Source organism: Pseudomonas chlororaphis subsp. piscium (assembly GCF_003850345.1).
Classification (GTDB): Bacteria; Pseudomonadota; Gammaproteobacteria; order Pseudomonadales; family Pseudomonadaceae; genus Aquipseudomonas; species Aquipseudomonas piscium.
The window spans coordinates 1153024-1177230 of the sequence record NZ_CP027707.1 but is presented as its reverse complement, the minus strand read 5'-3'; the positions used below and the strand labels follow the sequence as shown (position 1 = coordinate 1177230).

At 62.2% G+C, this 24207-nt stretch carries 19 protein-coding genes; 15 read left to right on the top strand and 4 right to left on the bottom strand.

Annotated elements, in window-relative coordinates; genetic code table 11:
- Position 1: 1 nt before the first annotated feature.
- From moaD to C4K38_RS05280, 4 genes are all read right to left on the bottom strand, one after another.
- The gene (gene moaD / locus C4K38_RS05295) at positions 2-244 is read right to left on the bottom strand and encodes a molybdopterin converting factor subunit 1 (protein WP_007932097.1); all 243 of its coding nucleotides are present in this window, start codon (positions 242-244) and stop codon (positions 2-4) included.
- Positions 241-714 (bottom strand): cyclic pyranopterin monophosphate synthase MoaC, encoded by a 474-nt coding sequence (moaC, locus tag C4K38_RS05290; RefSeq protein WP_053277543.1) that lies wholly within the window; start codon positions 712-714, stop codon positions 241-243. Before moaC ends, moaD begins: the two co-directional genes overlap by 4 nt.
- 233 nt (positions 715-947) lie before the next feature.
- Positions 948-2342: a PhoH family protein gene (locus tag C4K38_RS05285; protein WP_009047096.1), complete on the bottom strand. Its 1395-nt coding sequence runs from the start codon at positions 2340-2342 to the stop codon at positions 948-950.
- A 348-nt stretch (positions 2343-2690) separates the two neighbouring features.
- Positions 2691-3815: a polysaccharide deacetylase family protein gene (locus tag C4K38_RS05280; protein ID WP_053277542.1), complete on the bottom strand. Its 1125-nt coding sequence runs from the start codon at positions 3813-3815 to the stop codon at positions 2691-2693.
- A 227-nt stretch (positions 3816-4042) separates the two neighbouring features.
- Here C4K38_RS05280 and yaaA point away from each other — a divergent pair, with 227 nt between their 5' ends.
- The 15 genes from yaaA to C4K38_RS32500 all read left to right on the top strand — a co-directional run bounded on the left by yaaA (position 4043) and on the right by C4K38_RS32500 (position 24206).
- A complete protein-coding gene (yaaA, locus tag C4K38_RS05275) occupies positions 4043-4822 on the top strand; it encodes a peroxide stress protein YaaA (protein ID WP_007929391.1) in 780 nt (259 codons plus the stop codon).
- Positions 4823-5634: 812 nt separating this feature from the next.
- Positions 5635-6951 (top strand): nucleotide sugar dehydrogenase, encoded by a 1317-nt coding sequence (locus C4K38_RS05270; protein WP_053277541.1) that lies wholly within the window; start codon positions 5635-5637, stop codon positions 6949-6951.
- A 218-nt stretch (positions 6952-7169) separates the two neighbouring features.
- Positions 7170-8651, top strand: a complete 1482-nt coding sequence (gene alg8, locus C4K38_RS05265) for a mannuronan synthase (RefSeq protein ID WP_371860308.1) — start codon at positions 7170-7172, stop codon at positions 8649-8651.
- A gap of 35 nt (positions 8652-8686) precedes the next feature.
- Entirely contained in the window at positions 8687-9856 is a 1170-nt protein-coding gene (locus tag C4K38_RS05260) for an alginate biosynthesis protein Alg44 (RefSeq protein WP_025806509.1), read from the top strand.
- A gap of 75 nt (positions 9857-9931) precedes the next feature.
- A complete protein-coding gene (algK, locus tag C4K38_RS05255; RefSeq protein WP_124345333.1) occupies positions 9932-11308 on the top strand; it encodes an alginate biosynthesis TPR repeat lipoprotein AlgK in 1377 nt (458 codons plus the stop codon).
- Positions 11305-12828 carry an alginate export family protein gene (locus tag C4K38_RS05250; RefSeq protein WP_053277539.1) on the top strand — a complete coding sequence of 508 codons (1524 nt, stop codon included), beginning with the start codon at positions 11305-11307 and terminating at the stop codon, positions 12826-12828. Before algK ends, C4K38_RS05250 begins: the two co-directional genes overlap by 4 nt.
- A gap of 38 nt (positions 12829-12866) precedes the next feature.
- Positions 12867-14459, top strand: a complete 1593-nt coding sequence (gene algG, locus C4K38_RS05245) for a mannuronan 5-epimerase AlgG (RefSeq protein WP_172833205.1) — start codon at positions 12867-12869, stop codon at positions 14457-14459.
- Positions 14460-14470: 11 nt separating this feature from the next.
- Positions 14471-15919, top strand: coding sequence for an alginate O-acetyltransferase (locus tag C4K38_RS05240; RefSeq protein WP_053278320.1), 1449 nt, complete (start codon positions 14471-14473; stop codon positions 15917-15919).
- A gap of 7 nt (positions 15920-15926) precedes the next feature.
- Positions 15927-17051: a mannuronate-specific alginate lyase gene (locus tag C4K38_RS05235; protein ID WP_053277537.1), complete on the top strand. Its 1125-nt coding sequence runs from the start codon at positions 15927-15929 to the stop codon at positions 17049-17051.
- Between the two features lie 221 nt (positions 17052-17272).
- On the top strand, positions 17273-18838 hold the full coding sequence (locus C4K38_RS05225) for an MBOAT family O-acyltransferase (protein ID WP_053277536.1): 1566 nt from the start codon (positions 17273-17275) through the stop codon (positions 18836-18838).
- An 11-nt stretch (positions 18839-18849) separates the two neighbouring features.
- The gene (locus C4K38_RS05220) at positions 18850-20025 is read left to right on the top strand and encodes an alginate O-acetyltransferase (protein ID WP_053277535.1); all 1176 of its coding nucleotides are present in this window, start codon (positions 18850-18852) and stop codon (positions 20023-20025) included.
- A 16-nt stretch (positions 20026-20041) separates the two neighbouring features.
- Positions 20042-20698 carry an alginate O-acetyltransferase AlgF gene (locus C4K38_RS05215; RefSeq protein ID WP_053277534.1) on the top strand — a complete coding sequence of 219 codons (657 nt, stop codon included), beginning with the start codon at positions 20042-20044 and terminating at the stop codon, positions 20696-20698.
- A gap of 126 nt (positions 20699-20824) precedes the next feature.
- Positions 20825-22276 (top strand): mannose-1-phosphate guanylyltransferase/mannose-6-phosphate isomerase, encoded by a 1452-nt coding sequence (locus C4K38_RS05210; protein ID WP_053277533.1) that lies wholly within the window; start codon positions 20825-20827, stop codon positions 22274-22276.
- Positions 22277-22620: 344 nt separating this feature from the next.
- Positions 22621-23817 carry a hypothetical protein gene (locus C4K38_RS05205; protein WP_081001434.1) on the top strand — a complete coding sequence of 399 codons (1197 nt, stop codon included), beginning with the start codon at positions 22621-22623 and terminating at the stop codon, positions 23815-23817.
- Positions 23814-24206, top strand: coding sequence for a hypothetical protein (locus tag C4K38_RS32500; RefSeq protein ID WP_053277531.1), 393 nt, complete (start codon positions 23814-23816; stop codon positions 24204-24206). Before C4K38_RS05205 ends, C4K38_RS32500 begins: the two co-directional genes overlap by 4 nt.
- Position 24207 lies beyond the last annotated feature (1 nt).

The window sequence follows — 24207 nt, the reverse complement described above, 5'->3', positions numbered from 1 at the left end:
GTCAGCCCCCGGTCACGGTAGGAAAAAACGCCACTTCATCACCGTCGCTCACCGGCTCGTCGAGCTGGCAGAGATCTTCGTTGCGGGCGCACATCAGGTTCTGCTCGCTGAGCACCTCGGCGCCCTCACGCTGGGCCAACAGCGCGCGCACATCGTCGACCGTGGCGAAATCACCGGCGACCCGCAGCGAATCCACGCCCAGCGCCTCGCGGTAGCGGGCGAAAAACTTCACGGTCAGGTTCATTGCTCGTCCGCCTGGTAATGGCCGCTCTTGCCGCCCAGTTTCTCCAGCAGACGCACGCCTTCGATGGTCATGCCGCGGTCCACGGCCTTGCACATGTCATAGATGGTCAGGGCGGCGACGCTGGCGGCGGTCAGGGCTTCCATTTCCACCCCGGTCTGCCCGGCCAGCTTGCAGCGGGCAACGATGCGCACCGTGTCCTCGCCTTCGGCGCTGAGCTCGACCTTGACGCTGGTGAGCATCAGCGGATGGCACAGGGGGATCAGATCGCTGGTCTTTTTCGCCGCCTGGATACCGGCGATGCGCGCCACGGCGAACACATCACCCTTGGGGTGACCGCCGCTGACGATCATTTGCAGGGTTTGCGGGAGCATGCGCACCCGGGCTTCGGCCGTGGCTTCGCGGGACGTCACGGCTTTGTCGGTGACGTCGACCATATTGGCGCGACCTTGGGAATCGAGATGAGTCAGCACAGCCTTACTCCTGATCAGGAAAGGCGATTGTAAACCCGAGGGTCAATTTTCCGCACGCCTGATTATCCGCGCCCCGATCCTGTAGGAGCGAGGCTTGCCCGCGATCCAGGCAACGCGGTACAGCAGGGCAAGCGCGGTGATGCCATCGCGGGCAAGCCTCGCTCCTACGGGAGATAGATTTTCTTCAGGCACAAAAAACGGGCGGCCTTGCGGCCGCCCGTTTTTGTGAGGGGTTACAGATGGGATTCGGCGTATTCGGCCAGAATCGAGCGGGGAACCCCTTGCAGGGTGATGTGCACCCCGTTGGGGAAGTCCTTGAAGCGTTCAGTCAGGTAGGTCAGCCCGGAGCTGGTCGCGGACAGGTAAGGGGTATCGATCTGCGCCAGGTTGCCCAGGCACACCACTTTGGAACCGGCGCCGGCACGGGTGATGATGGTTTTCATCTGGTGCGGGGTGAGGTTCTGGCATTCGTCGATCAGGATCAGGCTCTGCTGGAAGCTGCGGCCACGAATGTAGTTGAGGGATTTGAACTGCAGCGGCACCTTGCTGAGGATGTAATCGACGCTGCCATGGGTATTTTCGTCATCCATGTGCAGGGCTTCGAGGTTGTCGGTGATGGCGCCGAGCCAAGGCTCCATTTTTTCCGCTTCGGTGCCCGGCAGGAAGCCGATCTCCTGGTCCAGCCCCTGCACGCTGCGGGTGGCGATGATGCGCCGATAACGCTTGCTGACCATGGTCTGTTCGATGGCCGCGGCCAGGGCCAGGATGGTCTTGCCCGAACCTGCGGCCCCGGACAGGTTGACCAGATGGATGTCCGGATCGAGCAAAGCGAACAGCGCCAGGCCTTGATAGATGTCGCGCGGTTTCAGGCCCCAGGCTTCCTGGTGCAACAGGGGTTCCTGATGCAGGTCGAGAATCAGCAGCACATCGGCGCGAATCTCCTTGATCCAGCCGACGAAACCCTGCTCGTCGATGATGAACTCGTTGATGTGCACCGCCGGCAGGTTGTCGGTGAGTTGCACCTGGTGCCAGGTGCGGCCGTGGTCCTGGCGGGTTTCCACCTTGCTCACGCGGTCCCAGAAGGAGCCGGTCATGTTGTGGAAGCCGTTGGGCAGCAAGGCCACGTCGTCGACCAGTTGGTCGGTGCTGTAGTCCTCGGCGGCGATCCCGCAGGCGCGCGCCTTGAGGCGCATGTTGATGTCTTTGGTCACCAGCACCACGCGCAGCTCCTTGTTGCGCGCATGCAGGTCGATCAACTGGTTGATGATGATGTTGTCGTTGAGGTTTTCCGGCAGCAGGCTGTTGGGCTCCGAGCGTTTGCTCATGAGAATCGACAGCAGGCCTTTGGGGCCGCTCTTGCCACGCTGAATAGGCACACCCAGCTCGACATCTTCCGGCGAGGCCTCACCCAGGGTCTTGTCGATCAGGCGAATGGCCTGGCGGCATTCCGCTGCAACGCTGTGATGGCCGCTCTTGAGCTTGTCGAGTTCCTCCAGGACGATCATCGGGATCGCCACATGGTGTTCTTCGAAGTTCAGCAGGGCGTTTGGATCGTGAATCAATACATTGGTATCGAGTACATAAAGGATTGGCTGGTTGGAGGAAGGGCTACGTCCGTGGTCATCCATACTCGGTCACCTTATGTGGGGGCCAGTCGACGCAATACCATGGCGGTGCTGCGCCTCGAATTGACCGTCGAATTCACCCGCTGGGGTTCGAGTGAAATGCACACAAAAGGAGTCTTGGGAGACGCCACCTGTGTTGCAGGTTTCGGCGGTCTGACTTCGTAATACTCCAAAACCTGTGACAGGAAAAAGCACTTTGACGCTTTTTTTAAGTTTATTTTGCAGAGTGACGAATAGCCCTTGGCGCGCTGCCCCGGCACCGTTAAAGTCGGAAGTCCGCCTGCCTCGAAATCCTTGCCAAAATCGGCAAAAAACACTCCTCGCCCCGCAAATACGGACCTTTCGTCGTTTCTAGCGAAACGCGTCCTGACAATCCTCCCAACCGATTCCGCTCTGCGCCGTCTGCGTCAGCAACCAGGGCAACGCCGTCTTCACCGCGTCCTGCCGGGCGTTGAAATTGATCACCCCGTGCCGCCACAACAGCATCAGGGTCAACACCCGCTGGCCGCTCTGCTCGCCCTTGAGCTTGCCGGCACCGTCCTGCGGATCGATGTCCCACAGTGCCACCTGCAAGCCCTGTGCATTAAAGAAGGGCTGCGCGTCGGCCCGGCGCTGACCGTAGGGCGGACGAAACAACGGCACGTAGTTTTCCGGCAGCTTGCCCTTGACCAGTTCGACGCTGCGTTCGATCGAGTCCTGCCAGTCCTGCCAGTGGCTGTGGGAGCGATACTCCCAGCCCTGGACGCCCACGCACTGCTGCGAATACAGGGCCTGCAGGCTGGCCACCGAACGTTGTTCCAGGCGGCTCTGCACCTCGCTGCCGAGCACAAAGAAGGTGCCGTTCATGTTCGACTTGCGCAGGTATTCGGTGAGCCAGGGGGTGTTGTCCGGGGCGAGATTGGCGGCGCTGTCGAAGGTCAGCAAGAACAGCCGGTCATTGAGTTCGTCACCGTTGCGCTCGTAGTCGCCAAAACGCTCAATCTCGCTGGCGGTCTGGGGAAACAGCGCAGCCTTGCGCAGCAATTCGTCCAGGTACTGCTCATGGAAGGCCCGGCTCGGCTCGGCCCAGCGAGCGTAATAAGAGTTGTCGCCCAACTGGAACTTGCCGGCCTGCTCGCGCAGGGTGTCCATGTCTTCCACCAGGAAACAGAAGGAAGCGTCCTGGTCGCAGCTCTGCTGGGCGAAGTTGTAGTTGGCCAGCAATTGCTGCCAGAGCCGCTGGCGAACGGCATCGATCGACGCCATGTTGATGATCCGCAGGCCCAGGCGCTGTTTCAACGAGGCTTCATCCCAGGCCTCGCTGACCAGCAAGGCACGGGCAAAGGTGAGGATCTCCGCCCGCGACGCCACATCGAACAGGGTCGGGTTGCTGAGCTGTTCCGGCCAGGTGCTGCGATCCAGGGTCGCCACATCGCTCGGGGCCGCCAGGGCGCCGAAGCTCAACAGCCAGATAGAAAGAAAAAACGCGCTGCGCAAAGGGATGTCTCCATAACAAAACCCGCGCGGCACTATAGCCGATGCGGCGTCCCGCCCCTATTGCCGGCAAGCCGCTCCCCTTCCCTTTATAGAGAGCAGGCTCGCGCCTCCATGCAGCAGGCCATCGCCGCTCGACGGACGACCGGCGGCATGCCCTATTGCCTTCATAGGTGGAGTCAAACCGCCCAAGCCCCTAGAATCCCCCGACGCTTACAGGAGACGACTTCATGCTGATGGTGATTTCACCCGCCAAGACCCTCGATTTCGAGACCCCGCCCGTCACTCAACGCTTCACCCAGCCGCAGTACCTCGATCACTCCCAGGAACTGATCCTGCAATTGCGCGAACTGAGCCCGGCGCAAATCAGCGAACTGATGCATGTCTCCGACAAGATCGGCGGCCTCAACGCCGCGCGTTTCGGCAGCTGGACCCCGGCCTTCACCCCGGCCAACGCCAAGCAGGCGCTGCTGGCGTTCAAGGGCGACGTGTACACCGGCCTGAACGCCGAAACCCTGAGTGAAGCCGATTTCGACTACGCCCAGCAGCATCTGCGCATGCTCTCCGGCCTGTACGGCCTGCTGCGCCCGCTGGACCTGATGCAGCCTTATCGCCTGGAAATGGGCACCAAGCTGGCCAACGCCCGCGGCAAGGACCTGTACGCCTTCTGGGGCACGCGCATCAGCGAATGGCTCAATGAGGCCCTGGCCGAACAGGGCGACGACCTGCTGCTCAACCTGGCCTCCAACGAATACTTCTCGGCGGTCAAGCGCACGGCCCTGAACGCCCGGATCATCAATACCGAGTTCAAGGACCTGAAGAACGGCCAGTACAAGATCATCAGCTTCTACGCCAAGAAGGCCCGAGGCATGATGAGCCGCTTCGTCATAGAAGAACGCATCAACGACCCGGCGACACTCAAGCAATTCGATGTCCAGGGCTACCGCTACAGCGCCGAACAGTCGAAACCCGACAATCTGGTTTTCCTGCGCGATCACGCACCGGAATAACGCACTCGGTCGACGCACTGGTTTCGCGCAAACGAGTGCGTCGACGAGCGGTCACTTTCCTCTTTGACTCCCGCCAAAACGCCAAACAATTGGCGCCAAAATATTTTCTTCTGAATTTATAACTTTTGTTTCACTCGACAGAGGTCATTTTTTTCAGTAGTGGCACGCAAAATTTTTATCGGTAGTGGCATAAAAATATCCCCGCGCTTTAACTCCCCATAACTACAGGCTGAAATGGTAAGTGCTATCAATATGAAAGCAGTGCCATCTTTTGCAATATTTCAAGAAATTTCAGAAAACAGGATCAGCGGTCTGGAACTATGTCCTGAACCACCGCTCATACCACCGGTAACGATTCTCGACGAGTTTGTAAGAGATGACTTACATGGGATCCAAAGACAGTAGCGAAGTTGTCATATTGTCCTGACCTACTGCTCAAGGGTTCGAACTTAGGGTCAATACACAGGAGATAATGCATCATTACTATCCCCTACAAGGCCATGGCATAGCCCGCCTTAAACGCTTCCGGGAGCGTGTAACTACCTGATTACTATGGGCCTGCGCCTATAAATCAGGATTATCGCCAACCTCGGAGCAGCCTTCCAACAGGAAGGACGGCAACATTTAAGGGCAGCCCCTACAACAAGGCCAAGTTGCGCACAACTTGAGTGCACTTATTTAGACACTCGGAACTTAGTCTGCCTGCACTGGATATCTCAACGCTTGTTCGTTGAACTTCCGAGTGCGTAATTACAGCTGGCAAACATTAACTCCGGCCATCTAATGGCGTGAATAACACAGAGGTAAATGCGATGCGCATCAGCATATTTGGTTTGGGTTACGTCGGCGCGGTATGTGCCGGTTGCCTGTCTGCACGGGGCCATGAGGTCGTTGGCGTCGATGTTGCCAAGGACAAGATCGACATGATCAACGCAGGCCGTTCGCCGATCGTTGAACCGGGTCTGGGTGAACTTCTGGCGCAAGGTATTCAGACCGGTCGTCTGCGCGGAACCACCAACTTCGCCGAGGCGATTCGCGACACCGACTTGTCGATGATCTGCGTCGGCACGCCAAGCAAGAAGAACGGCGACCTGGAACTCAACTACATCGAAGCAGTATGCCGCGAGATCGGTTTTGTCCTGCGTGACAAGACTTCCCGCCACACCATCGTAGTGCGCAGTACCGTACTGCCGGGCACCGTGGCCAACGTGGTGATTCCGATTCTCGAAGACTGCTCCGGCAAGAAGGCCGGCGTCGACTTCGGCGTCGCGGTCAACCCTGAGTTCCTGCGTGAAAGCACCGCGATCAAGGACTACGACTTCCCACCGATGACCGTGATCGGCGAGTTCGACAAAGCCTCGGGCGACGTCCTGCAATCGCTGTACGAAGAACTCGACGCACCAATCATCCGCAAGGACATCGCCGTCGCCGAGATGATCAAGTACACCTGCAACGTGTGGCACGCCACCAAGGTGACCTTCGCCAACGAGATCGGCAACATCGCCAAGGCCGTCGGCGTCGACGGTCGTGAAGTGATGGACGTGGTCTGCCAGGACAAGACCCTCAACCTGTCCCAGTACTACATGCGTCCAGGCTTCGCCTTCGGCGGTTCCTGCCTGCCCAAGGACGTGCGCGCCCTGACCTTCCGCGCCGGCTCCCTGGACATCGAAGCGCCGCTGCTCAACTCGCTGATGCGCAGTAACGAGTCGCAGGTGCAGAACGCCTTCGACATCGTCTCCAGCCACGACAAACGCAAAGTCGCCCTGCTCGGCCTGAGCTTCAAGGCCGGTACCGACGACCTGCGCGAAAGCCCGCTGGTGGAGCTGGCGGAAATGCTGATCGGCAAGGGCTTCGACCTGAGCATCTACGACAGCAACGTCGAGTACGCCCGCGTCCACGGTGCCAACAAGGACTACATCGAGTCCAAGATCCCCCACGTCTCGTCCCTGCTCAACGCGGACTTCGACTCGGTGATCGACAACTGCGACGTGATCATCCTCGGCAACCGCGACGAGAAGTTCCGCGCCCTGGCCGAAGACGTGCCGCATGGCAAGCAGGTCATCGACCTGGTCGGGTTCATGTCCAAGGCCACCAGCGCGAGTGGCCGGACCGAAGGCATCTGCTGGTAACCAGCGGCATCGGGGGCAGTCCCTCGTTCCTGTAGCCGCTGCCGCAGGTTGCGATCGAACCCGAAGGGTCGCGACGCACCTGCAATCGCCGGAGGTCCTACGGACCTATCGCAGCCTCCGGCAGCGACTACAGGAATGTGCCCCTTTGGCTTTTTTGCCTGCCTTAACCCCATCGGGCCACCCCACAGGCTCGCCCGAGATCGAGACGGATGCAGATTATGCACAGGCTAAAGCACGGCCTACTCCAGGCCGCAGGTTGGCTGTTTTTCTTGAGTTTACTGATGGGGCTCGCCCTGGCGTTGCCCGCGTCCACCTTCGACTCCGAATCGAAGGACTTCATCTTCCTGATTGGCGCCGTGGGCATCTGGCGCTACTCGATGGGTGCCACGCATTTCGTGCGCGGCATGCTGTTTCTCTACGTGGTCTACCCGCACCTGCGCCGCAAGGTCCGCAAGCTGGGCAAGGCCGCCGATCCGTCCCACGTGTACCTGATGGTCACCAGCTTCCGGATCGACGCCCTGACCACCGCCCAGGTCTATGGCTCGGTAATCCGTGAAGCCATCGACTGCGGCTTCCCCACCACCGTGGTCTGCTCGATCGTGGAAATGTCCGACGAGCTGCTGGTGAAAAGCCTCTGGGCCCGCATGAACCCGCCGGCCCACGTCAAGCTCGACTTCGTGCGCATCCCCGGCACCGGCAAGCGCGACGGCCTGGCCTTCGGTTTCCGCGCCATCTCCCGCCACCTGCCGGACGACCGTGCCGTGGTGGCGGTGATCGACGGCGACACCGTGCTCGGCGAAGGCGTGGTGCGCAAGACCGTGCCCTGGTTCCAGTTGTTCGGCAACGTCGGCGGCCTGACCACCAACGAGTTCTGCGAAGTGCGCGGCGGCTACATCATGAGCGAGTGGCACAAGCTGCGCTTCGCCCAGCGCCACATCAACATGTGCTCCATGGCCCTGTCCAAGCGCGTGCTGACCATGACCGGACGCATGTCGGTGTTCCGCGCCAGCGTGGTCACCAACCCGGACTTCATCGCCGACGTGGAAAGCGACTCGCTGCAACACTGGCGCCTGGGCCGCTTCAAGTTCCTCACCGGCGACGACAAGTCCAGCTGGTTCAGCCTGATGCGCCTGGGCTACGACACCTTCTACGTGCCCGATGCGGCGATCAACACCGTGGAACACCCGCCGGAGAAGAGTTTCATCAAGGCCAGCCGCAAGCTGATGTTCCGCTGGTACGGCAACAACCTGCGGCAGAACTCCCGGGCCCTGGGCCTGGGCCTCAAACGCCTGGGGCTGTTCACCAGCGTGGTGCTGTTCGACCAGCGCGTGTCGATGTGGACCTCCTTGCTGGGCCTGACCGTGGCGCTGATCGCCAGCTTCAAGTACGGCACCGCGTTCATCCTGGTGTACCTGCTGTGGATCGGTATCACCCGCCTGCTGCTGACCCTGCTGTTGTCCTGCTCGGGGCACCGGATCGGCCCGGCCTACCCGGCGATTCTCTATTACAACCAGATCGTCGGGGCCCTGGTGAAGATCTACGTGTTCTTCCGCCTCGACCAACAGTCCTGGACCCGCCAACCGACTGCTCTGTCCCGTGACCTCGCCAGCTTTCAACGTTGGTTCAACACCTGGTCGTCTCGGACCATGACCTTCTCCGCCGGCAGCATTTTCGTCGCCGCGCTGCTGATGATGGTCTGACCCACCTTGCCTGAATTAACTAGGAAATCGCCCTTATGAACACCGCCGTGAACGTCAACGTAGTGCATGAATCCGAAGCCCAACGCCAACACGCCCGGGTCAAAATCCCGGCCAAGCTGCGTTTCTTCGGCCCCGACCGGACCCCGGTCGAAGCGCGGGTCATCGACCTCTCCGCCGGCGGCCTGAGCTTCAACTGCGGGCAGCTGCCGATCAAGGTCGGCGACGTGCACAAGGGTCGCCTGCAGTTCGTCATCGACAACCTCGGGCTGGCCATGGACGTGGAGTTGCTGGTGCGCTCGGTGGACCGCCCGAGCGGCCGTGTCGGTTGCCAGTTCCAGAACCTCGAGCCCCGGGACATCTCGACCCTGCGCCAGCTGATCACCTCGCACCTGGCCGGCGACATCGTGACCATGGGCGACGTGCTCGCCACCCTGCAGCGCGACAACTTCACCAAGGCGCGCAAGACCAAGGACGCCGGCCACGGCATGAGCGCCCTGGGCCGCCTGCGCGCGGTGACCTTCAGCGCCGGGATCTTCGTCGTTGGCCTGGCGGCCTTCGGTTTCATCCTCAAGTCGGTGTACGGCATGTACTTCGTCAGCCACGCCCAGGCCGGCCTGGTCAGCGCGCCGGGGATGAACGTCACCATGCCGCGCGACGGCACCGTGCAGAGCCTGATCCAGGCCGACGGCGTAGCCGCCAAGGGCGCCCCGCTGGCGACCTTCAGCACCAGCATGCTCGACGTGCTCAAGGGCCACCTGAACGAAGACCAGCTGCAACCGGCCAAGGTCGAGGAACTGTTCGGCAAGCAGATGACCGGCACCCTGACCTCGCCCTGCGACTGCACCGTGGCCCAGCAGATGGTTGCCGACGGCCAGTACGCCAGCAAGGGCGACGTGATCTTCCAGCTGGTGCCGCGCAACAGCCAGGCCAACATCGAGGCGCGTTTCTCCTACCGCCAGTTCGCCGACGTGCGTCCGGGGACCAAGGTCAGCTTCCAGATCGCCGGCGAAGACGAGGTGCGCACCGGCACCATCGTCAGCAGCACCAGCCTCAACAGCAGCGACCTGTCCTCGGACATTCGTGTGCAGATCAAGCCCGACGCCCCGCTGAGCAGCGCCTTCGCCGGCCGCCCGGTGGAAGTCAGCAGCGACCGCGGCCCATCCGTGAACTGGCTGATCGACAAAGCCATGGCTGCCGGTCTCTAAGCGGAGGACATGCCTGTGACTAGCCTTCCCCTCGACACGCGCAGCGCTCGCGACCCATTCCCGGGTCGCCGCGCGCTGGCCCTGTGCTCGCTGGCCCTGGCCGTGAGCCTGGCCGGTTGCGCCGGCCTGCCCGACCAGCGCCTGGCCAACGAAGCCCTGAAGCGCGGCGACACCGTGCTCGCGGAGCAGAACTACCGGCAACTGGCGGACCTGGGCTACAGCGACGCCCAGGTCGGCCTGGCCGATATCCAGATGGAAACCCGCGACCCGGCGAAGATCAAGCAAGCCGAGGCGACCTACCGCGCCGCGGCCGACACCTCGCCGCGGGCCCAGGCGCGCCTGGGTCGCCTGCTGGTGGCCAAGCCCGGCTCCACCGAGGCCGAGCATCACGAAGCCGAAGGCCTGTTGAAAAAGGCCTTCGCCAACGGTGAAGGCAACACCCTGATCCCACTGGCGATGCTCTACCTGCAATATCCGCAGAGCTTCCCGAAGGTCAACGCCCAACAGCAGATCAGCCAATGGCGCAGCGCCGGCTACCCGGAAGCCGGCCTGGCCCAGGTGCTGCTGTACCGTACCCAGGGCACCTACGACCAGCACCTGGCCGAGGTGGAAAGCATCTGCAAGGCGGCGCTGAACGTCACCGACATCTGCTACGTCGAACTGGCCACTGTCTACCAGAAACGCGGCCAGCCGGAACAACAGGCCGAGCTGCTGAAACAGTTGCAGGCCGGCTACGCCCGCGGCGCCATCAGCGCGCAACGAGTGGACAGCGTGGCCCGGGTGCTGGGCGATGCCAGCCTGGGCAAGACCGACGAGAAAACCGCGCAGGCGCTGCTGGAGCCGATCGCTCCCGGCTACCCGGCTTCCTGGGTCACCCTGGCGCAACTGCTCTACGATTTCCCCGAGCTGGGGGACCTCGACAAGATGATGCAGTACCTGGACAACGGTCGCGCCGCCGACCAGCCCCGCGCCGAACTGCTGCTGGGCAAGCTCTACTACGAAGGCAAGATGGTCCCGGCCGACGCCAAGGTCGCCGAAGAACACTTCAAGAAGGCCCAGGGCAAGGAAGTCGCCGCCGACTACTACCTCGGCCAGATCTACCGCCGTGGCTACCTGGGCCAGGTCTATCCGCAAAAGGCCCTGGACCACCTGCTGACCGCCGCGCGCAACGGCCAGAACAGCGCCGACTTCGCCATTGCCCAGCTGTTCTCCCAGGGCAAGGGCACCAAGCCCGACCCGCTCAACGCCTATGTCTTCAGCCAGCTGGCCAAGACCCAGGACACCCCGCAAGCCAACGAGCTTGCGCAACAACTCGAAGCCCAACTGCCGCCAGGCCAACGCGCCGAGGCCCAACGCCTGCTGCAACAGGAGCAGGCCGTGCGTGGTGCCTTGAGCCAGAACACGTTGGAACTGCACGCGTTGCAGGAAGAAGACGGTGAGGAATCCCTATGAAGTTCACTCCACTCAACAACGCCGCCCCTACGGAAAAACTGTTCAGCCTGTCGAAGCTGGGTGTGGCCCTGGGTTTTGCCCTGCTCTGGTCCAACCCGACGCTGGCGGCTGTCACCGATACCAAGAACTTCGGCCTGGAAGTGAAGATCACCGGCCAGTCCGAAGACGATCGTGACCTCGGCACCCTGGGCGGCGGCGACGTCAACGGCGTCGGCCTCGACCTGCGTCCCTGGGTGTACGGCGAAAGCGGCAACTGGAGCGCCTACGCCATGGGCCAGGCGGTGACCTCCACCGACATCATCGAGACCGACACCCTGCAGCAGTCCGACGGCGCCAGCACCGAAAGCAGCAACAACAGCGACCGCAAGAGCAAGAAGAACTACCTGGCGATGCGCGAGTTCTGGATCGGCTACAGCGGCCTCACCCCCTACCCGGGCGAGCAATTGAAGTTCGGTCGCCAGCGCCTGCGCAACGATGACGGCCAATGGCGCGACACCAACATCGAAGCCCTCAACTGGACCTTCGACACCACCCTGCTGCGCGCCAACGCCGGCATCGCCGAGCGCTTCAGCGAATACCGCACCGACCTCAAGGAGCTGGCGCCGGAAGACAAGGATCGCCTGCACGTCTACGGCGATGTGGCCTACCAGTGGACCCCGGGGCATTGGGCCGGCGTCCGCGCCCACCACAGCCACGACGACGGCAAGCTCGACTACCCGGTTCCGGGCGAAGCCACCGACTCCCTGGACAAGCGCCAGAACGGCGACCTGACCTGGCTCGGCCTGGAAGCCAACAGCGACGCCTACAACTGGCGCAACACCAACACAGTCAACTACTGGGCGAGCATCACCGGCATGAGCGGCGACCGCGACAAGGTCAACGCGCTGAACGCCGACGGCACCCGCCCGGCCCAGGCCAAGAGCGGCGAGAACCTCGATGGCTGGGCCACCGACATCGGCGTGCGCCTGCGCCTGGACCCGAAATGGCAGGTCGGCGCGGCCTACGCCCGCGCCAGCGGCGACTACGAACAGAATGGCCTGGAAAGCAACCGCTCGAACTACACCGGGACCCGTTCGCGGGTGCACCGTTTCGGCGAAGCCTTCCGCGGCGAAATGAACAACATGCAGACCGCCACCCTGTTCGGTTCCTGGATGCTCGCCGACGAATACGACGCCAGCCTGATCTACCACAAGTTCTGGCGCGTGGACGGCAACAAGCCGGTGGGCAGCAACGGTATCAACGCCGTGGAAAACAACTACGACGACGCCACCGGCGCCCTGCTCTCCAGCTCGTCCCTGCCACTGCGCGATGGCGAGAAAGACCTCGGCCAGGAAGTGGACCTGGTGGTCACCAAGTATTTCAAGCAAGGCCTGCTGCCGGCCGCGCTCAGCCAGTCGATCGACGAGCCTTCGGCGCTGGTGCGTTTCCGTGGCGGCGTGTTCAAGCCGGGCGATGCCTACGGCAAGAACGTCGACTCGTACATGCACCGCGCCTTCGTCGACGTGATCTGGCGCTTCTGATGCGAGCCGCCAAGGGAGTGCCTGAGATGAACAGCCCGATGAACAGCCCAGCGATGAAAGGCTCGATCAGCCTGCTGGCCGGCGCGCTGCTGCTGGCCAGCAGCGCCGCCTTCGCCAATGTCGAACCAGTCCCGGCGACAACCCCAGGCAAGCCATCGACCGTGGCCAAGGGATTGCAACAGGCCAAGACCTACACCGTCAGCAGCGCGCCGACCGCGCCGCTGAACCTGGCCAAGCCGACCCTGCCCGACCTCTCCGGCTACACCGCCGAAGCGGCGGCGGCGAAGATCGTACGCAGCAAGCCCGGCAAGATCAGCGTGCGCCGCATGATGCAGGAAGACGCGTTGAAGGACTTTATCGGCGGTGACAACAAGATGGCCGAATGGGTGGTGCGCCAGCACGGCATCCCCCAGGCGATCTTCATCGACGACGGTTACGTCAACCTCAAGGAGCTGGCGAAGAAGCTGCCCAAGCAGTACATCAGCGAAACCTCGCCGGGCGTGTACCTGGCGCGGCTGCCGATCGTGGTCGGGCGCAACGGCATCCTGGAAATCGACAAGCAGACCCAGGAACTGCGCCTGTCCCAGGAAGGCGGTTCGTTCCTGGTCAACGACGGCCAGCTGTTCGTGCGCGATACCAAGGTCACCGGCTGGCGCGAGAAGGACAACGGCCCGGCGACCTTCAACTCGCCCAAGGAGTTCCGTCCGTTCCTGCTGGCCTGGGGCGGCACCGAGACCTACATCGTCAACAGCAAGATGGCCAGCTTCGGCTACGCCAACAGTAAGTCCTATGGCGTGAGTATTTCCCAGTACACGCCGAACATGGCCAAGGTGCTCAAGCGCCCCGAACCCACCGGCTGGATCATCGATTCTGCGTTCTCGGACATGTGGTACGGCTTCTACTGCTACGAGACCCGCGACTTCGTGGTCAAGGGCAACACCTACAAGGACAACATCGTCTACGGCATCGACCCCCACGACCGTTCGCACCGGCTGATCATTGCCGACAACACCGTCTACGGGACCAAGAAGAAGCACGGGATCATCATTTCCCGGGAAGTGAACGACAGCTTCATCTTCAACAACCGCAGCTACGACAACAAGCTGTCGGGCCTGGTGATCGACCGTAACAGCGTGAACAACCTGATCGCCGACAACGAGATCTACCGCAACCACACCGACGGCATCACCCTCTACGAGAGTGCCGACAACCTGCTGTGGGGTAACAGGGTGATCAGCAACCGTCGCCACGGCATCCGTATTCGCAACAGCGTGAACATACGCCTGTACGAAAACGTCGCCATGGCCAACGGCCTGACCGGCGTCTACGGCCACATCAAGGACCTGTCCGACACCGACCGTGACATCAAGCTCGACCCGTTCGACGCCCAGGTGTCGCTGATCGTGGTCGGCGGCGAGCTGGCGGCCAACGGCAGCGGCCCGATGTCCATCGACTCGCCATTGAGCGTCGAGCTGTACCGCGTGTCCATGCTCGCCCCGACCAAGAGCAGCGGCATCAGCTTCTCGGGGATCCTCGGCGAGCGCCAGGACGAAATTCTTGACCTGCTGGTGCGCCAGCAGAAAGCCGTGCTGATCGACCCTGTCGAACGCCAGACCGAAATGCGCGATTGAGGATGACTGTCATGCGCCCACACCTGATCAAACTCTTGAGCCTCTCGGCACTGACCGCGGGCATTCTCGCCGCCGGCAACAGCGCCCGCGCCGATGATTCGCAAGCACCAAAATTCACCGCCGAGCCCTGCTGCAGCCTGTGCCCGGCAGCCTTTGATGCGAAGAACTACACCACCCGCTACCAGCAGAACTTCACCACCCTGGTGCAAGCCCAGGGCGACTGGCTGTTCCGCACCCGGGAAGACCTGCGCACCGAATTCAACACCACGCCGGAAGGTTATCGCCGCCTGCAACAGCTGCACGACGCCTTCAAGAGCAAGGGCGTGGAGCTGGTGCTGGTCTACCAGCCGACCCGTGGCCTGGTGAACCGCAACAAGCTCAACCCGCAGGAGAAGGCCAGCTTCGACTACGACAAGGCGCTGAAAAACTACCAGGGCATGCTCGGCCGTTTCGCCCAGATGGGCTACGTGGTGCCGGACCTGTCGCCGCTGACCAACGAGCAACTGCCGGAAACCCTGCCGGCCCACGATTTCTACTTCCGCGGCGACCAGCACTGGACCCCCTACGGCGCCCAGCGCACGGCGAAGATCGTGGCGCAGAAGGTCAAGCAGCTGCCGGCCTTCGCCGACATTCCCAAGCGTGAGTTCGAGACCCACAAGTCCGGGCGCATGGGCAAGACCGGCACCCTGCACAACATGGCCGGCCAGCTCTGTGGCACCAGCTACGCGATCCAGTACATGGACCAGTTCACCACCGAACCCAAGGGCGAAGCCGGCGACGGCGACCTGTTCGGCGATTCCGGCAACCCGGAGATCACCCTGGTGGGCACCAGCCACAGCGGCAAGAACTACAACTTCGCCGGCTTCCTGCAGGAAGAAATCGGCGCCGACATTCTCAACGTCGCCTTCCCCGGCGGTGGTTTCGAAGGCTCCATGCTGCAGTACCTGGGCAGCGAGGAATTCCAGACCAAGCCACCGAAGATCCTGATCTGGGAATTCTCGCCGCTGTACCGCCTGGATCAGGAAACCATCTACCGGCAGATGATGGCCCTGCTCGACAACGGCTGCGAAGGCAAGCCGGCGCAAATGAGCGCCAGCGCCACCCTCAAGCCCGGCAAGAACGAGCTGATGGTCAACAGCAAGAACATGGACCTGCGCAACAGCAGCCACCAGGTCGATATCCGCTTCGCCGACACCTCGGTGAAAACCCTGCAAGCCACCCTCTGGTACATGAACGGGCGCCACGAGGACATCAAGATCGACAAACCGGAAACATCCGACACCGACGGGCGTTTCGCCTTTGAACTGCGCACCGACGAAGACTGGGCCTCGCAGAACCTGCTGGCGGTCGAAGTCCAGGGTCCGGAAGCGGGCGCCGCGGCGCAAAAAGTCGAAGCGAAAATTTGCAAACGCAACGTATTCCCGGACGCCGGTCAACGCACCGCGCAAATCGGGCAATGAGGTTCCTATGCAAAGCAAAACGCTGAAACAGTTATTGGCCCCGAGCCTGTTGAGCCTGGCGCTGTTGGCCGGCGCAACCCAGGCCGCGGCCCCACTGCGCCCGCCCCAGGGTTATTACGCGCCGGTGGATAAATTCAAGAGCGGCGACCACAGCGAAGGCTGCGACGCCATGCCCGCGCCTTACACCGGCTCGCTGCAATTTCGCAGCAAGTACGAAGGTTCGGACAAGGCCCGCGCGACCCTCAACGTGCAATCGGAAAAGGCCTTTCGCGACAGCACCGCCGACATCACCAAGATCGAGCGCGGCACCAGCAAGCGAGTGATGCAGTTCATGCGCGACGGTCGTCCAGAACAACTGGACTGCACCCTGAGCTGGTTGACGGCCTGGGCTCAGGCGGATGCGCTGATGTCCAAGGACTTCAACCACACCGGCAAGTCCATGCGCAAATGGGCCCTGGGCAGCATGGCCTCGGCCTACCTGCGCCTGAAGTTCTCCGACTCCCATCCGCTGGACACTCACCAGCAGCAAGCGCAACAGATCGAGGCCTGGTTCAGCAAGATGGCCGACCAGGTGGTCAGCGACTGGGACAACCTGCCGCTGGAGCAGACCAACAACCACTCGTACTGGGCTGCCTGGTCGGTGATGGCCACCGCCGTGGCGACCAACCGCCGCGACTTGTTCGACTGGGCCGTGAAGGAATACAGGGTCGGCGCCAACCAGGTCGATGCCGACGGCTTCCTGCCCAACGAACTCAAGCGCCAGCAACGCGCCCTGGCCTATCACAACTACGCCCTGCCGCCGCTGGCGATGATCGCCAGCTTCGCTCAGGTCAACGGCGTCGACCTGCGCCAGGAAAACAACGGCGCACTGAAACGCCTGGGCGAGCGGGTGCTGGCCGGGGTGAAGGATCCGGATGAGTTCGAGGAGAAGAACGGCAAGGAACAGGACATGACCGACCTCAAGGTCGACTCGAAATTCGCCTGGCTCGAACCCTTCTGCAGCCTCTACACCTGCGCCCCGGATGTGCTGCAGCTCAAGCACAAGATGCAACCGTTCAAGACCTTCCGCCTGGGTGGCGACCTGACCAAGGTCTACGACCCCTCGCATGAGAAGGGCAACAAGGGTTCGTAACCCGTAGGAGCGAGGCTTGCCCGCGATAAAGGCACCTCGGTCCGACTGCCAGTCCGCGTCATCGTTCATCGCGGGCAAGCCTCGCTCCTACAGGGGCGTTGTGATGGTCAATACGGACGCCAGACGGCGTCGGTGAATGCAATACGCCTCCCCGGTTTTTCACGGGGGGGTTTGGGGGGGGCTCCGGCCCTTTACTGTTGGTCAAACATGGAGAGATCGGGATGGTTTTCTCATCCAATGTGTTCCTGTTCCTGTTCTTGCCGATCTTTCTCGGCTTGTACTACCTGAGCGGGCAACGCTATCGCAACCTGCTGCTGCTGATCGCCAGCTACGTGTTCTATGCCTGGTGGCGGGTGGACTTCCTGGCGCTGTTCGCCGGCGTCACCCTGTGGAACTACTGGATCGGCCTGAAAGTCGGCGCCGCCGGGGTCAGGACCAAGCCGGCCCAACGCTGGCTGCTGCTCGGCGTGGCCGTGGACCTGTGCATCCTCGGCTACTTCAAGTACGCCAACTTCGGCGTGGACAGCCTCAACGCGATCATGACCTCCATGGGTCTGGAGCCGTTCATCCTGACCCACGTGCTGTTGCCGATCGGTATCTCGTTCTACATCTTCGAGTCCATCAGCTACATCATCGACGTCTACCGCGGCGACACCCCGGCGACCCGCAACCTGATCGACTTCGCGGCGTTCGTGGCGATCTTCCCGCACCTGATCGCCGGCCCCGTGCTGCGCTTTCGCGACCTGGCCGACCAGTTCAACAACCGCACCCATACCCTGGACAAGTTCTCCGAAGGCTGCACGCGCTTCATGCAGGGCTTCATCAAGAAAGTGTTCATCGCCGACACCCTGGCGGTGGTCGCCGACCATTGCTTCGCCCTGCAGAACCCGACCACGGGCGACGCCTGGCTGGGCGCCCTGGCCTACACCGCGCAGCTGTACTTCGACTTCTCCGGCTACAGCGACATGGCCATCGGCCTGGGGTTGATGATGGGTTTTCGCTTCATGGAAAACTTCAAGCAGCCCTACATCAGCCAGTCGATCACCGAGTTCTGGCGGCGCTGGCACATCAGCCTGTCCACCTGGCTGCGGGACTACCTGTACATCACCCTGGGCGGCAACCGCAAAGGCACGCTGATGACCTATCGCAACCTGTTCCTGACCATGCTGCTCGGTGGTCTGTGGCACGGCGCGAACATCACCTACGTGGTCTGGGGCGCCTGGCACGGCATGTGGCTGGCGATCGAGAAGGCCCTGGGCATCAACACCACCCCACGCAGCCTGAACCCGATCCGCTGGGCGCTGACCTTCCTGCTGGTGGTGATGGGCTGGGTGATCTTCCGCGCCGAGAACCTGCACGTCGCCGGTCGCATGTACGGCGCCATGTTCAGCTTCGGCGACTGGTCGCTGTCGGAACTCAACCGCGCCAGCCTCACCGGCCTGCAAGTGGCGACCCTGGTCGTGGCCTACGCCACCCTGGCGTTCTTCGGCCTGCGTGACCTGTATCGCAACCCGATGCCGGTCAAGAGCAAGCCTGAAGTCAACACCGAGGCCGACGGTCCGGCCACCGCCCAGCCGGGCCTGATCAAGGCCGTACCGGGGGACAAACCGGGCAGCATCCACCAGCCGGGCTACAGCGTGGGCGTCGAAGCCCAGGTACAGCCGGCCTATTGGGTCGCCGACTGGCCGCGTTATGTGATGCGCACCCTGGTGTTGCTGCTGTTTATCGCCTCGATTCTCAAACTCTCGGCGCAAAGCTTCTCGCCGTTCCTTTACTTCCAGTTCTGAGGGATCCGACCATGACCCGCTCATTACGCGTCTTCTACATCGCCCTGTTCCTGGTGACCCTGATGGTCCTGGGCCTGTGGTCGGTGCGCAGCTTCTTCGGCTTCAGCACCAGCAACGACGCCACCGTGCTCAACGGTCGCTGGGCCAAGGCCGTGGAAACCCACTACGACGACGAGTTCCCGATCAAGCGCCTGGGCACCAACCTGTGGGCGGCCCTGGACTTCAAGCTGTTCAACGAAGGTCGTCCGGGCGTGGTGCTCGGCCGCGACCAGTGGCTGTACAGCGATGAAGAGTTCCACCCGATCGTCAACGAAGAACTCAACCTGCAAGGCAACTACGCGCTGGTCGAAGGCGTGCGCCAGGCCCTGAAAGAGAAAGGCGTGAAACTGGTGATGGCGATCGTGCCGGCCAAGGTGCGCCTGTACCCGGAACACCTGGGCGACGTCCAGCCAGCCAGCATCCACGCCAACCTCTATAAGGACTTCCACGCCCGCGTGGCGGCCGACAAGATCCTCGCCCCCGACCTGCTGGGCCCGCTGCAACAGGCCAAGCAGAACGGCCAGCAGGTGTTCCTGCGCACCGACACCCACTGGACCCCGGCCGGCGCCGAAGTCGCCGCCAACCAGTTGGCCAAGGCGATTGCCGAAAAGGCACCGCTGATGGGCCAGCCGCAACGCTTCGTCACCGAAGCCGAGCAGACCGTGGTGCACAAGGGCGACCTGCGCCTGTTCCTGCCCCTGGACCCGCTGTTCGAGGACCTGATGCCGGCCAAGGAACCGCTGCAAAAACGCGTGACCCGCGCCGCCGACGATCAGCCGGCCGCCGACGACGCACTGTTCGCCGACAACGAAGTGCCGGTGGCCCTGGTGGGCACCAGCTACAGCGCCAACCCCAACTGGAACTTCGTCGGCGCGCTCAAGCAGGCCCTGCACAGCGACGTGGTCAGCTACGCCGAGGACGGCCACGGCCCGGTGCTGCCGATGCTCAGCTACCTGAAAAGCGATGCCTTCAAGAACAGCCCACCCCAGGTGCTGATCTGGGAATTCCCCGAACGATATCTGCCGGTCAATAACGATATCGGCGACGCCGACCCGCAGTGGGTCGCAGAGCTCAAACAAGCCGGCGCCCGCCAACAGAACGTAGCTGCACTCAACAAATCCGAGACGCCCGATCGGGCGCAAAACTGAAAGAGAGGTGACACCCATGACTTTCACTATCACTGCGCGTTGTCTCGCCAAGGCAATCACACTGGCTGCCGGCATGAGCGTCCTGTCCCTGCCCGCCTTCGCCGGTGGCGACGCCGCGCTGTATGGCCCGACCGCGCCCAAGGGCTCGTCCTTCGTGCGCATCTACAACGCCAGCAACCAGGAAGTCAGCGCCACCGTTGGCACCACCAACGTCAGCGACGTCGCGCCGCTGGCCAGCAGTGACTTCAGCTTCATGCCCGGCGGCGACTACACCGCCAAGGTCGGCAGCCAGAGCCTGCCGGTGAAACTCGCCGCCGACCACTATTACACCCTGGTCAACAACGCCAGCGGCCAGCCGCAGCTGATCGAAGAACCGCCGTTCAAGAACAAGCAGAAGTCCCTGGTCCGGGTGCAGAACCTGAGCGACAAGGCCCTGACCCTGAAGACCGCCGACGGCAAGACCGACGTGGTCCAGTCGGTGGCCGCCAAGGGCCGCGGCGAACGTGAAATCAACCCGGTGAAAGTCAGCTTCGCGCTGTACGAGGGCGAGAAAAAAGTCAGCGACCTCAAGCCGGTCGCCCTGGAGCGCGGCGAAGCCGCGGTGCTCTACGTCACCGGCAATGGCAGCAGCCTGTCGCCAGTCTGGGTCAAGCGCCCGGTCTCGACCCGCTGATGGATTTTCCGGATTGACGCCCCCGCGGAACACCGGGGCGTCGGTCTGGAACAGGAACAAAAACAAGAGAGTGAAACGACAGAACGCAGTAGCTCTAACCCAAACGATTTTTGAAGGAGTAACAACATGATTCCGGTGATCTTGTCAGGTGGTAGCGGCTCACGTCTTTGGCCGCTTTCGCGCAAGCAATTCCCTAAACAGTTCCTCGCCCTGACCGGCGAACACACCTTGTTCCAGCAAACCCTCGAGCGCCTGGTGTTCGAAGGCATGGACACACCGATCGTGGTCTGCAACAAGGACCACCGCTTCATCGTCAACGAGCAACTGGCGGCACGCAAACTCGAAGCCCAGCGCATCCTGATGGAGCCGTTCGGGCGCAACACCGCGCCGGCCGTGGCCCTGACCGCGATGATGCTGGTCAACGAAGGTCGCGACGAGCTGATGCTGGTGCTGCCGGCCGACCATGTGCTGGAAGACCAGAAAGCCCTGCAACGCGCCCTGGCCCTGGCCACCGTGGCTGCCGAACGTGGCGAGATGGTGCTGTTCGGCGTGCCGGCGACCAAGCCGGAAACCGGTTATGGCTACATCAAGTCGACCAACGATGCACTGCTACCGGAAGGCGTGAGCCGCGTCTCGCACTTCGTCGAGAAACCCGACGTCAAGCGCGCCACCGAGTTCGTCGAGGCCGGCGGCTACTTCTGGAACAGCGGCATGTTCCTGTTCCGCGCCAGCCGCTTCCTCGAAGAGCTGAAAAAGCACGACCCGGACATCTACGACACCTGCCTGCTGACCCTGGAACGCAGTACCCAGGACGCCGACACCGTGGACATCGACCCGGCCACCTTCGCCTGCTGCCCGGACAACTCCATCGACTACGCGGTGATGGAAAAGACCCAGCGCGCCTGCGTGGTGCCGCTGAGCGCCGGCTGGAGCGACGTGGGTTGCTGGTCGTCGCTGTGGGACGTGCATGAAAAGGACGCCAACGGCAACGTCAGCAAGGGCGATGTGGTGATCCAGGACAGCCGCAACTGCATGATCCACGGCAACGGCAAGCTGGTGTCGGTGATCGGCCTGGAAAACATCGTAGTGGTGGAAACCAAGGACGCCATGATGATCGCCCACAAGGACAAGGTCCAAGGCGTGAAGCAACTGGTCAACACCCTCAACGAACAGGGCCGCAGCGAAACCCAGAACCACTGCGAGGTCTACCGTCCGTGGGGTTCCTACGACTCGGTGGACATGGGCGGGCGCTTCCAGGTCAAGCACATCTCGGTCAAGCCGGGCGCGTGCCTGTCCCTGCAGATGCACCACCACCGCGCCGAACACTGGATCGTGGTCAGCGGTACCGCCGAAGTCACCTGCGACGAAAACGTGTTCCTGCTCACCGAAAACCAGTCCACCTACATCCCGATCGCCTCGGTGCACCGCCTGCGCAACCCAGGCAAGATCCCGCTGGAGATCATCGAAGTGCAATCGGGCAGCTACCTGGGCGAAGACGACATCGAACGCTTCGAAGACATCTACGGCCGCTCCACTCCAGTGGAACGCGGCATCTCGGTGAAAACCATCGCCCAGTAACCCGCCAAAACAAGAAGCCCCCGTCCAGCCGACTGCGTCCCCTATCCGCAGCCGGTTGGGCGGGGGCTTTTTTATGCCCGGGCGCCTGCCCTCCTCTTGCGCGAACGGTCCCCTGTAGCCGCTGCCGCAGGCTGCGATAAGGCCGAAGGCCTTCCTGCGATCTCAACATCCTGCGCCTGCTACGCAGTCGATCGCAGCCTTCGGCAGCGGCTACAGAGGGTGCTTTCCCCCATTCCTACATGACATTTAGAAAGCGCCACTGGGCGTTTCAGATAGCTCTCAACGACTTCATCCCTGTCGCTGCTTAGTGTTTCGCGAGGCTAGAAAACACAGCGAAAACAGCGATGGCCGAGCAACCCTCCGGCAACAAATACACCACCGACTCCCGTGGCGAACCGACACCGATGCCTCGTGTGCTGCGCCCCGCCAACCCGAATCCACCACTGCCGGGTGCACGGATAAAGAACACCTCGATACTGACCACGCCTCAAGGCCTAGACGCTCCTGCGAAACCCTCACAGGTCCAGCCCTCTACACCTGTCGCCCCCGGTTTCTACATCGTGCCCCGGAGCATGCCGCTGAGCGAACTGCAGCGCCGCCTGTTCGACAGCCCCTCACCCGGCGTCCTGGCCAAATACCTGTCGCTCAATCCAGGCCTTGGCGATACGGTCAAGGCCGGCAGCCTGATCGTGCTCAGCGATCCGGCCAACCACGCTTGCACCTACGAGGAAGCGCAACTCATGCTCGCCGCCGAGCAGGTCAGGATCGTCCTCGCCCCCCTGACACCCGAAACCGCCGACTTCATGGTTCGCCATCAGGCCGAGATCGTCAGCTTCACTAGCCAGGCCTCGACCTGGCTGGGCATCGGCACCTCGGTGCTGGGCAAACACCTGGACAAACTACGCGAGACCTTGCAAGACATGGAACGCCTGCATCAGGCCAGCTACCGCCAACACGGCCACCTCAGATCCCCCGATTTCCTCGCCCGGCGCCGGCGCCTGCTGGCGCAGCTGGACGCACAACTGCTGACCTCCACCCGCCTGCGCGGCTACACGCCCCTGGGCGACCACCCCAAACTGAAAACCGTCCTGGGCCTCTCCAGCCGCAGCCTGGTACACCACTGGAACAAATCCGGTGCCCCCGGCCAGATCCCGGGATACGCCACCCACGTGAACACCGTCAGCCGCGCGGCGAAGTACATGCAGATGGGTGGGTACATTGGTGTTGCGATTGGCGGGGTGTCGTCGGCGTTGAGGATTCAGGAGGTTTGTCAGGCGGGTTCGGGTGAGGAGAGTTGCAGGAAGGTGATGTTTACGGAGACGGGGAAGTTTGCGGGTTCAACATTTGGAGGAAGCATGGGAGCGCATGTTGGATATGCAGGCCGCGGTTTTGTATGCGCGGCGCTCGGGGTTTCTACCGGGGTAGGTGGAGTCATATGCACAGCAGCCCTGATAGGAACTGGTGCATGGCTGGGTACAAATATTGGTGATGATTTTGGAGAAAAAGCAGGCCAGATTCTTTACGAGAGCACACTGCCATGATGGGGCAACTATTCTGGAGTTCCTGGCTCGCCTTTGGACTTTTGGTATGTCCGATTCTGTTATGTGCGGTCAGTCTCGCGTACAGCTACTATTTGAGCCGACGCTACCTGAGGGAAATGTTGGAGGCCCTACAGCGGAGTGAATACTTCTATCGATGGACTGAAAGGCTTCAATACAAGGGATGGTTCGAGCACTTTCTGATGTCTGCCAGTGTTCGAGGAATGATGCTCTGCCCCGGTCCAGGACTACGTAAAGGACTACTTTCTCCGGAGGATGTGCACAACTTCCCTCCCCGACTCAAACGCCTTCTGACCATACAGAACAGGTTGGACGGTATTCTTTTCGTCTGGTCCGCAATTATGTATGCGTTGCTGAAGTTGACGGGCTGAC

Bases quoted from the DNA above. Each gene is read 5' to 3' on its own strand.
- C4K38_RS05205 (WP_081001434.1), top strand. From the start codon at position 22,621: ATGGCCGAGCAACCCTCCGGCAACAAATACACCACCGACTCCCGTGGC.
- C4K38_RS05240 (WP_053278320.1), top strand. From the start codon at position 14,471: ATGCGCCCACACCTGATCAAACTCTTGAGCCTCTCGGCACTGACCGCG.
- C4K38_RS32500 (WP_053277531.1), top strand. From the start codon at position 23,814: ATGATGGGGCAACTATTCTGGAGTTCCTGGCTCGCCTTTGGACTTTTG.
- yaaA (WP_007929391.1), top strand. From the start codon at position 4,043: ATGCTGATGGTGATTTCACCCGCCAAGACCCTCGATTTCGAGACCCCG.
- C4K38_RS05225 (WP_053277536.1), top strand. From the start codon at position 17,273: ATGGTTTTCTCATCCAATGTGTTCCTGTTCCTGTTCTTGCCGATCTTT.
- alg8 (WP_371860308.1), top strand. From the start codon at position 7,170: ATGCACAGGCTAAAGCACGGCCTACTCCAGGCCGCAGGTTGGCTGTTT.
- C4K38_RS05260 (WP_025806509.1), top strand. From the start codon at position 8,687: ATGAACACCGCCGTGAACGTCAACGTAGTGCATGAATCCGAAGCCCAA.
- C4K38_RS05220 (WP_053277535.1), top strand. From the start codon at position 18,850: ATGACCCGCTCATTACGCGTCTTCTACATCGCCCTGTTCCTGGTGACC.
- C4K38_RS05270 (WP_053277541.1), top strand. From the start codon at position 5,635: ATGCGCATCAGCATATTTGGTTTGGGTTACGTCGGCGCGGTATGTGCC.
- algG (WP_172833205.1), top strand. From the start codon at position 12,867: ATGAACAGCCCAGCGATGAAAGGCTCGATCAGCCTGCTGGCCGGCGCG.
- C4K38_RS05235 (WP_053277537.1), top strand. From the start codon at position 15,927: ATGCAAAGCAAAACGCTGAAACAGTTATTGGCCCCGAGCCTGTTGAGC.
- C4K38_RS05285 (WP_009047096.1), bottom strand. From the start codon at position 2,342: ATGGATGACCACGGACGTAGCCCTTCCTCCAACCAGCCAATCCTTTAT.
- moaD (WP_007932097.1), bottom strand. From the start codon at position 244: ATGAACCTGACCGTGAAGTTTTTCGCCCGCTACCGCGAGGCGCTGGGC.
- C4K38_RS05250 (WP_053277539.1), top strand. From the start codon at position 11,305: ATGAAGTTCACTCCACTCAACAACGCCGCCCCTACGGAAAAACTGTTC.
- C4K38_RS05210 (WP_053277533.1), top strand. From the start codon at position 20,825: ATGATTCCGGTGATCTTGTCAGGTGGTAGCGGCTCACGTCTTTGGCCG.
- C4K38_RS05215 (WP_053277534.1), top strand. From the start codon at position 20,042: ATGACTTTCACTATCACTGCGCGTTGTCTCGCCAAGGCAATCACACTG.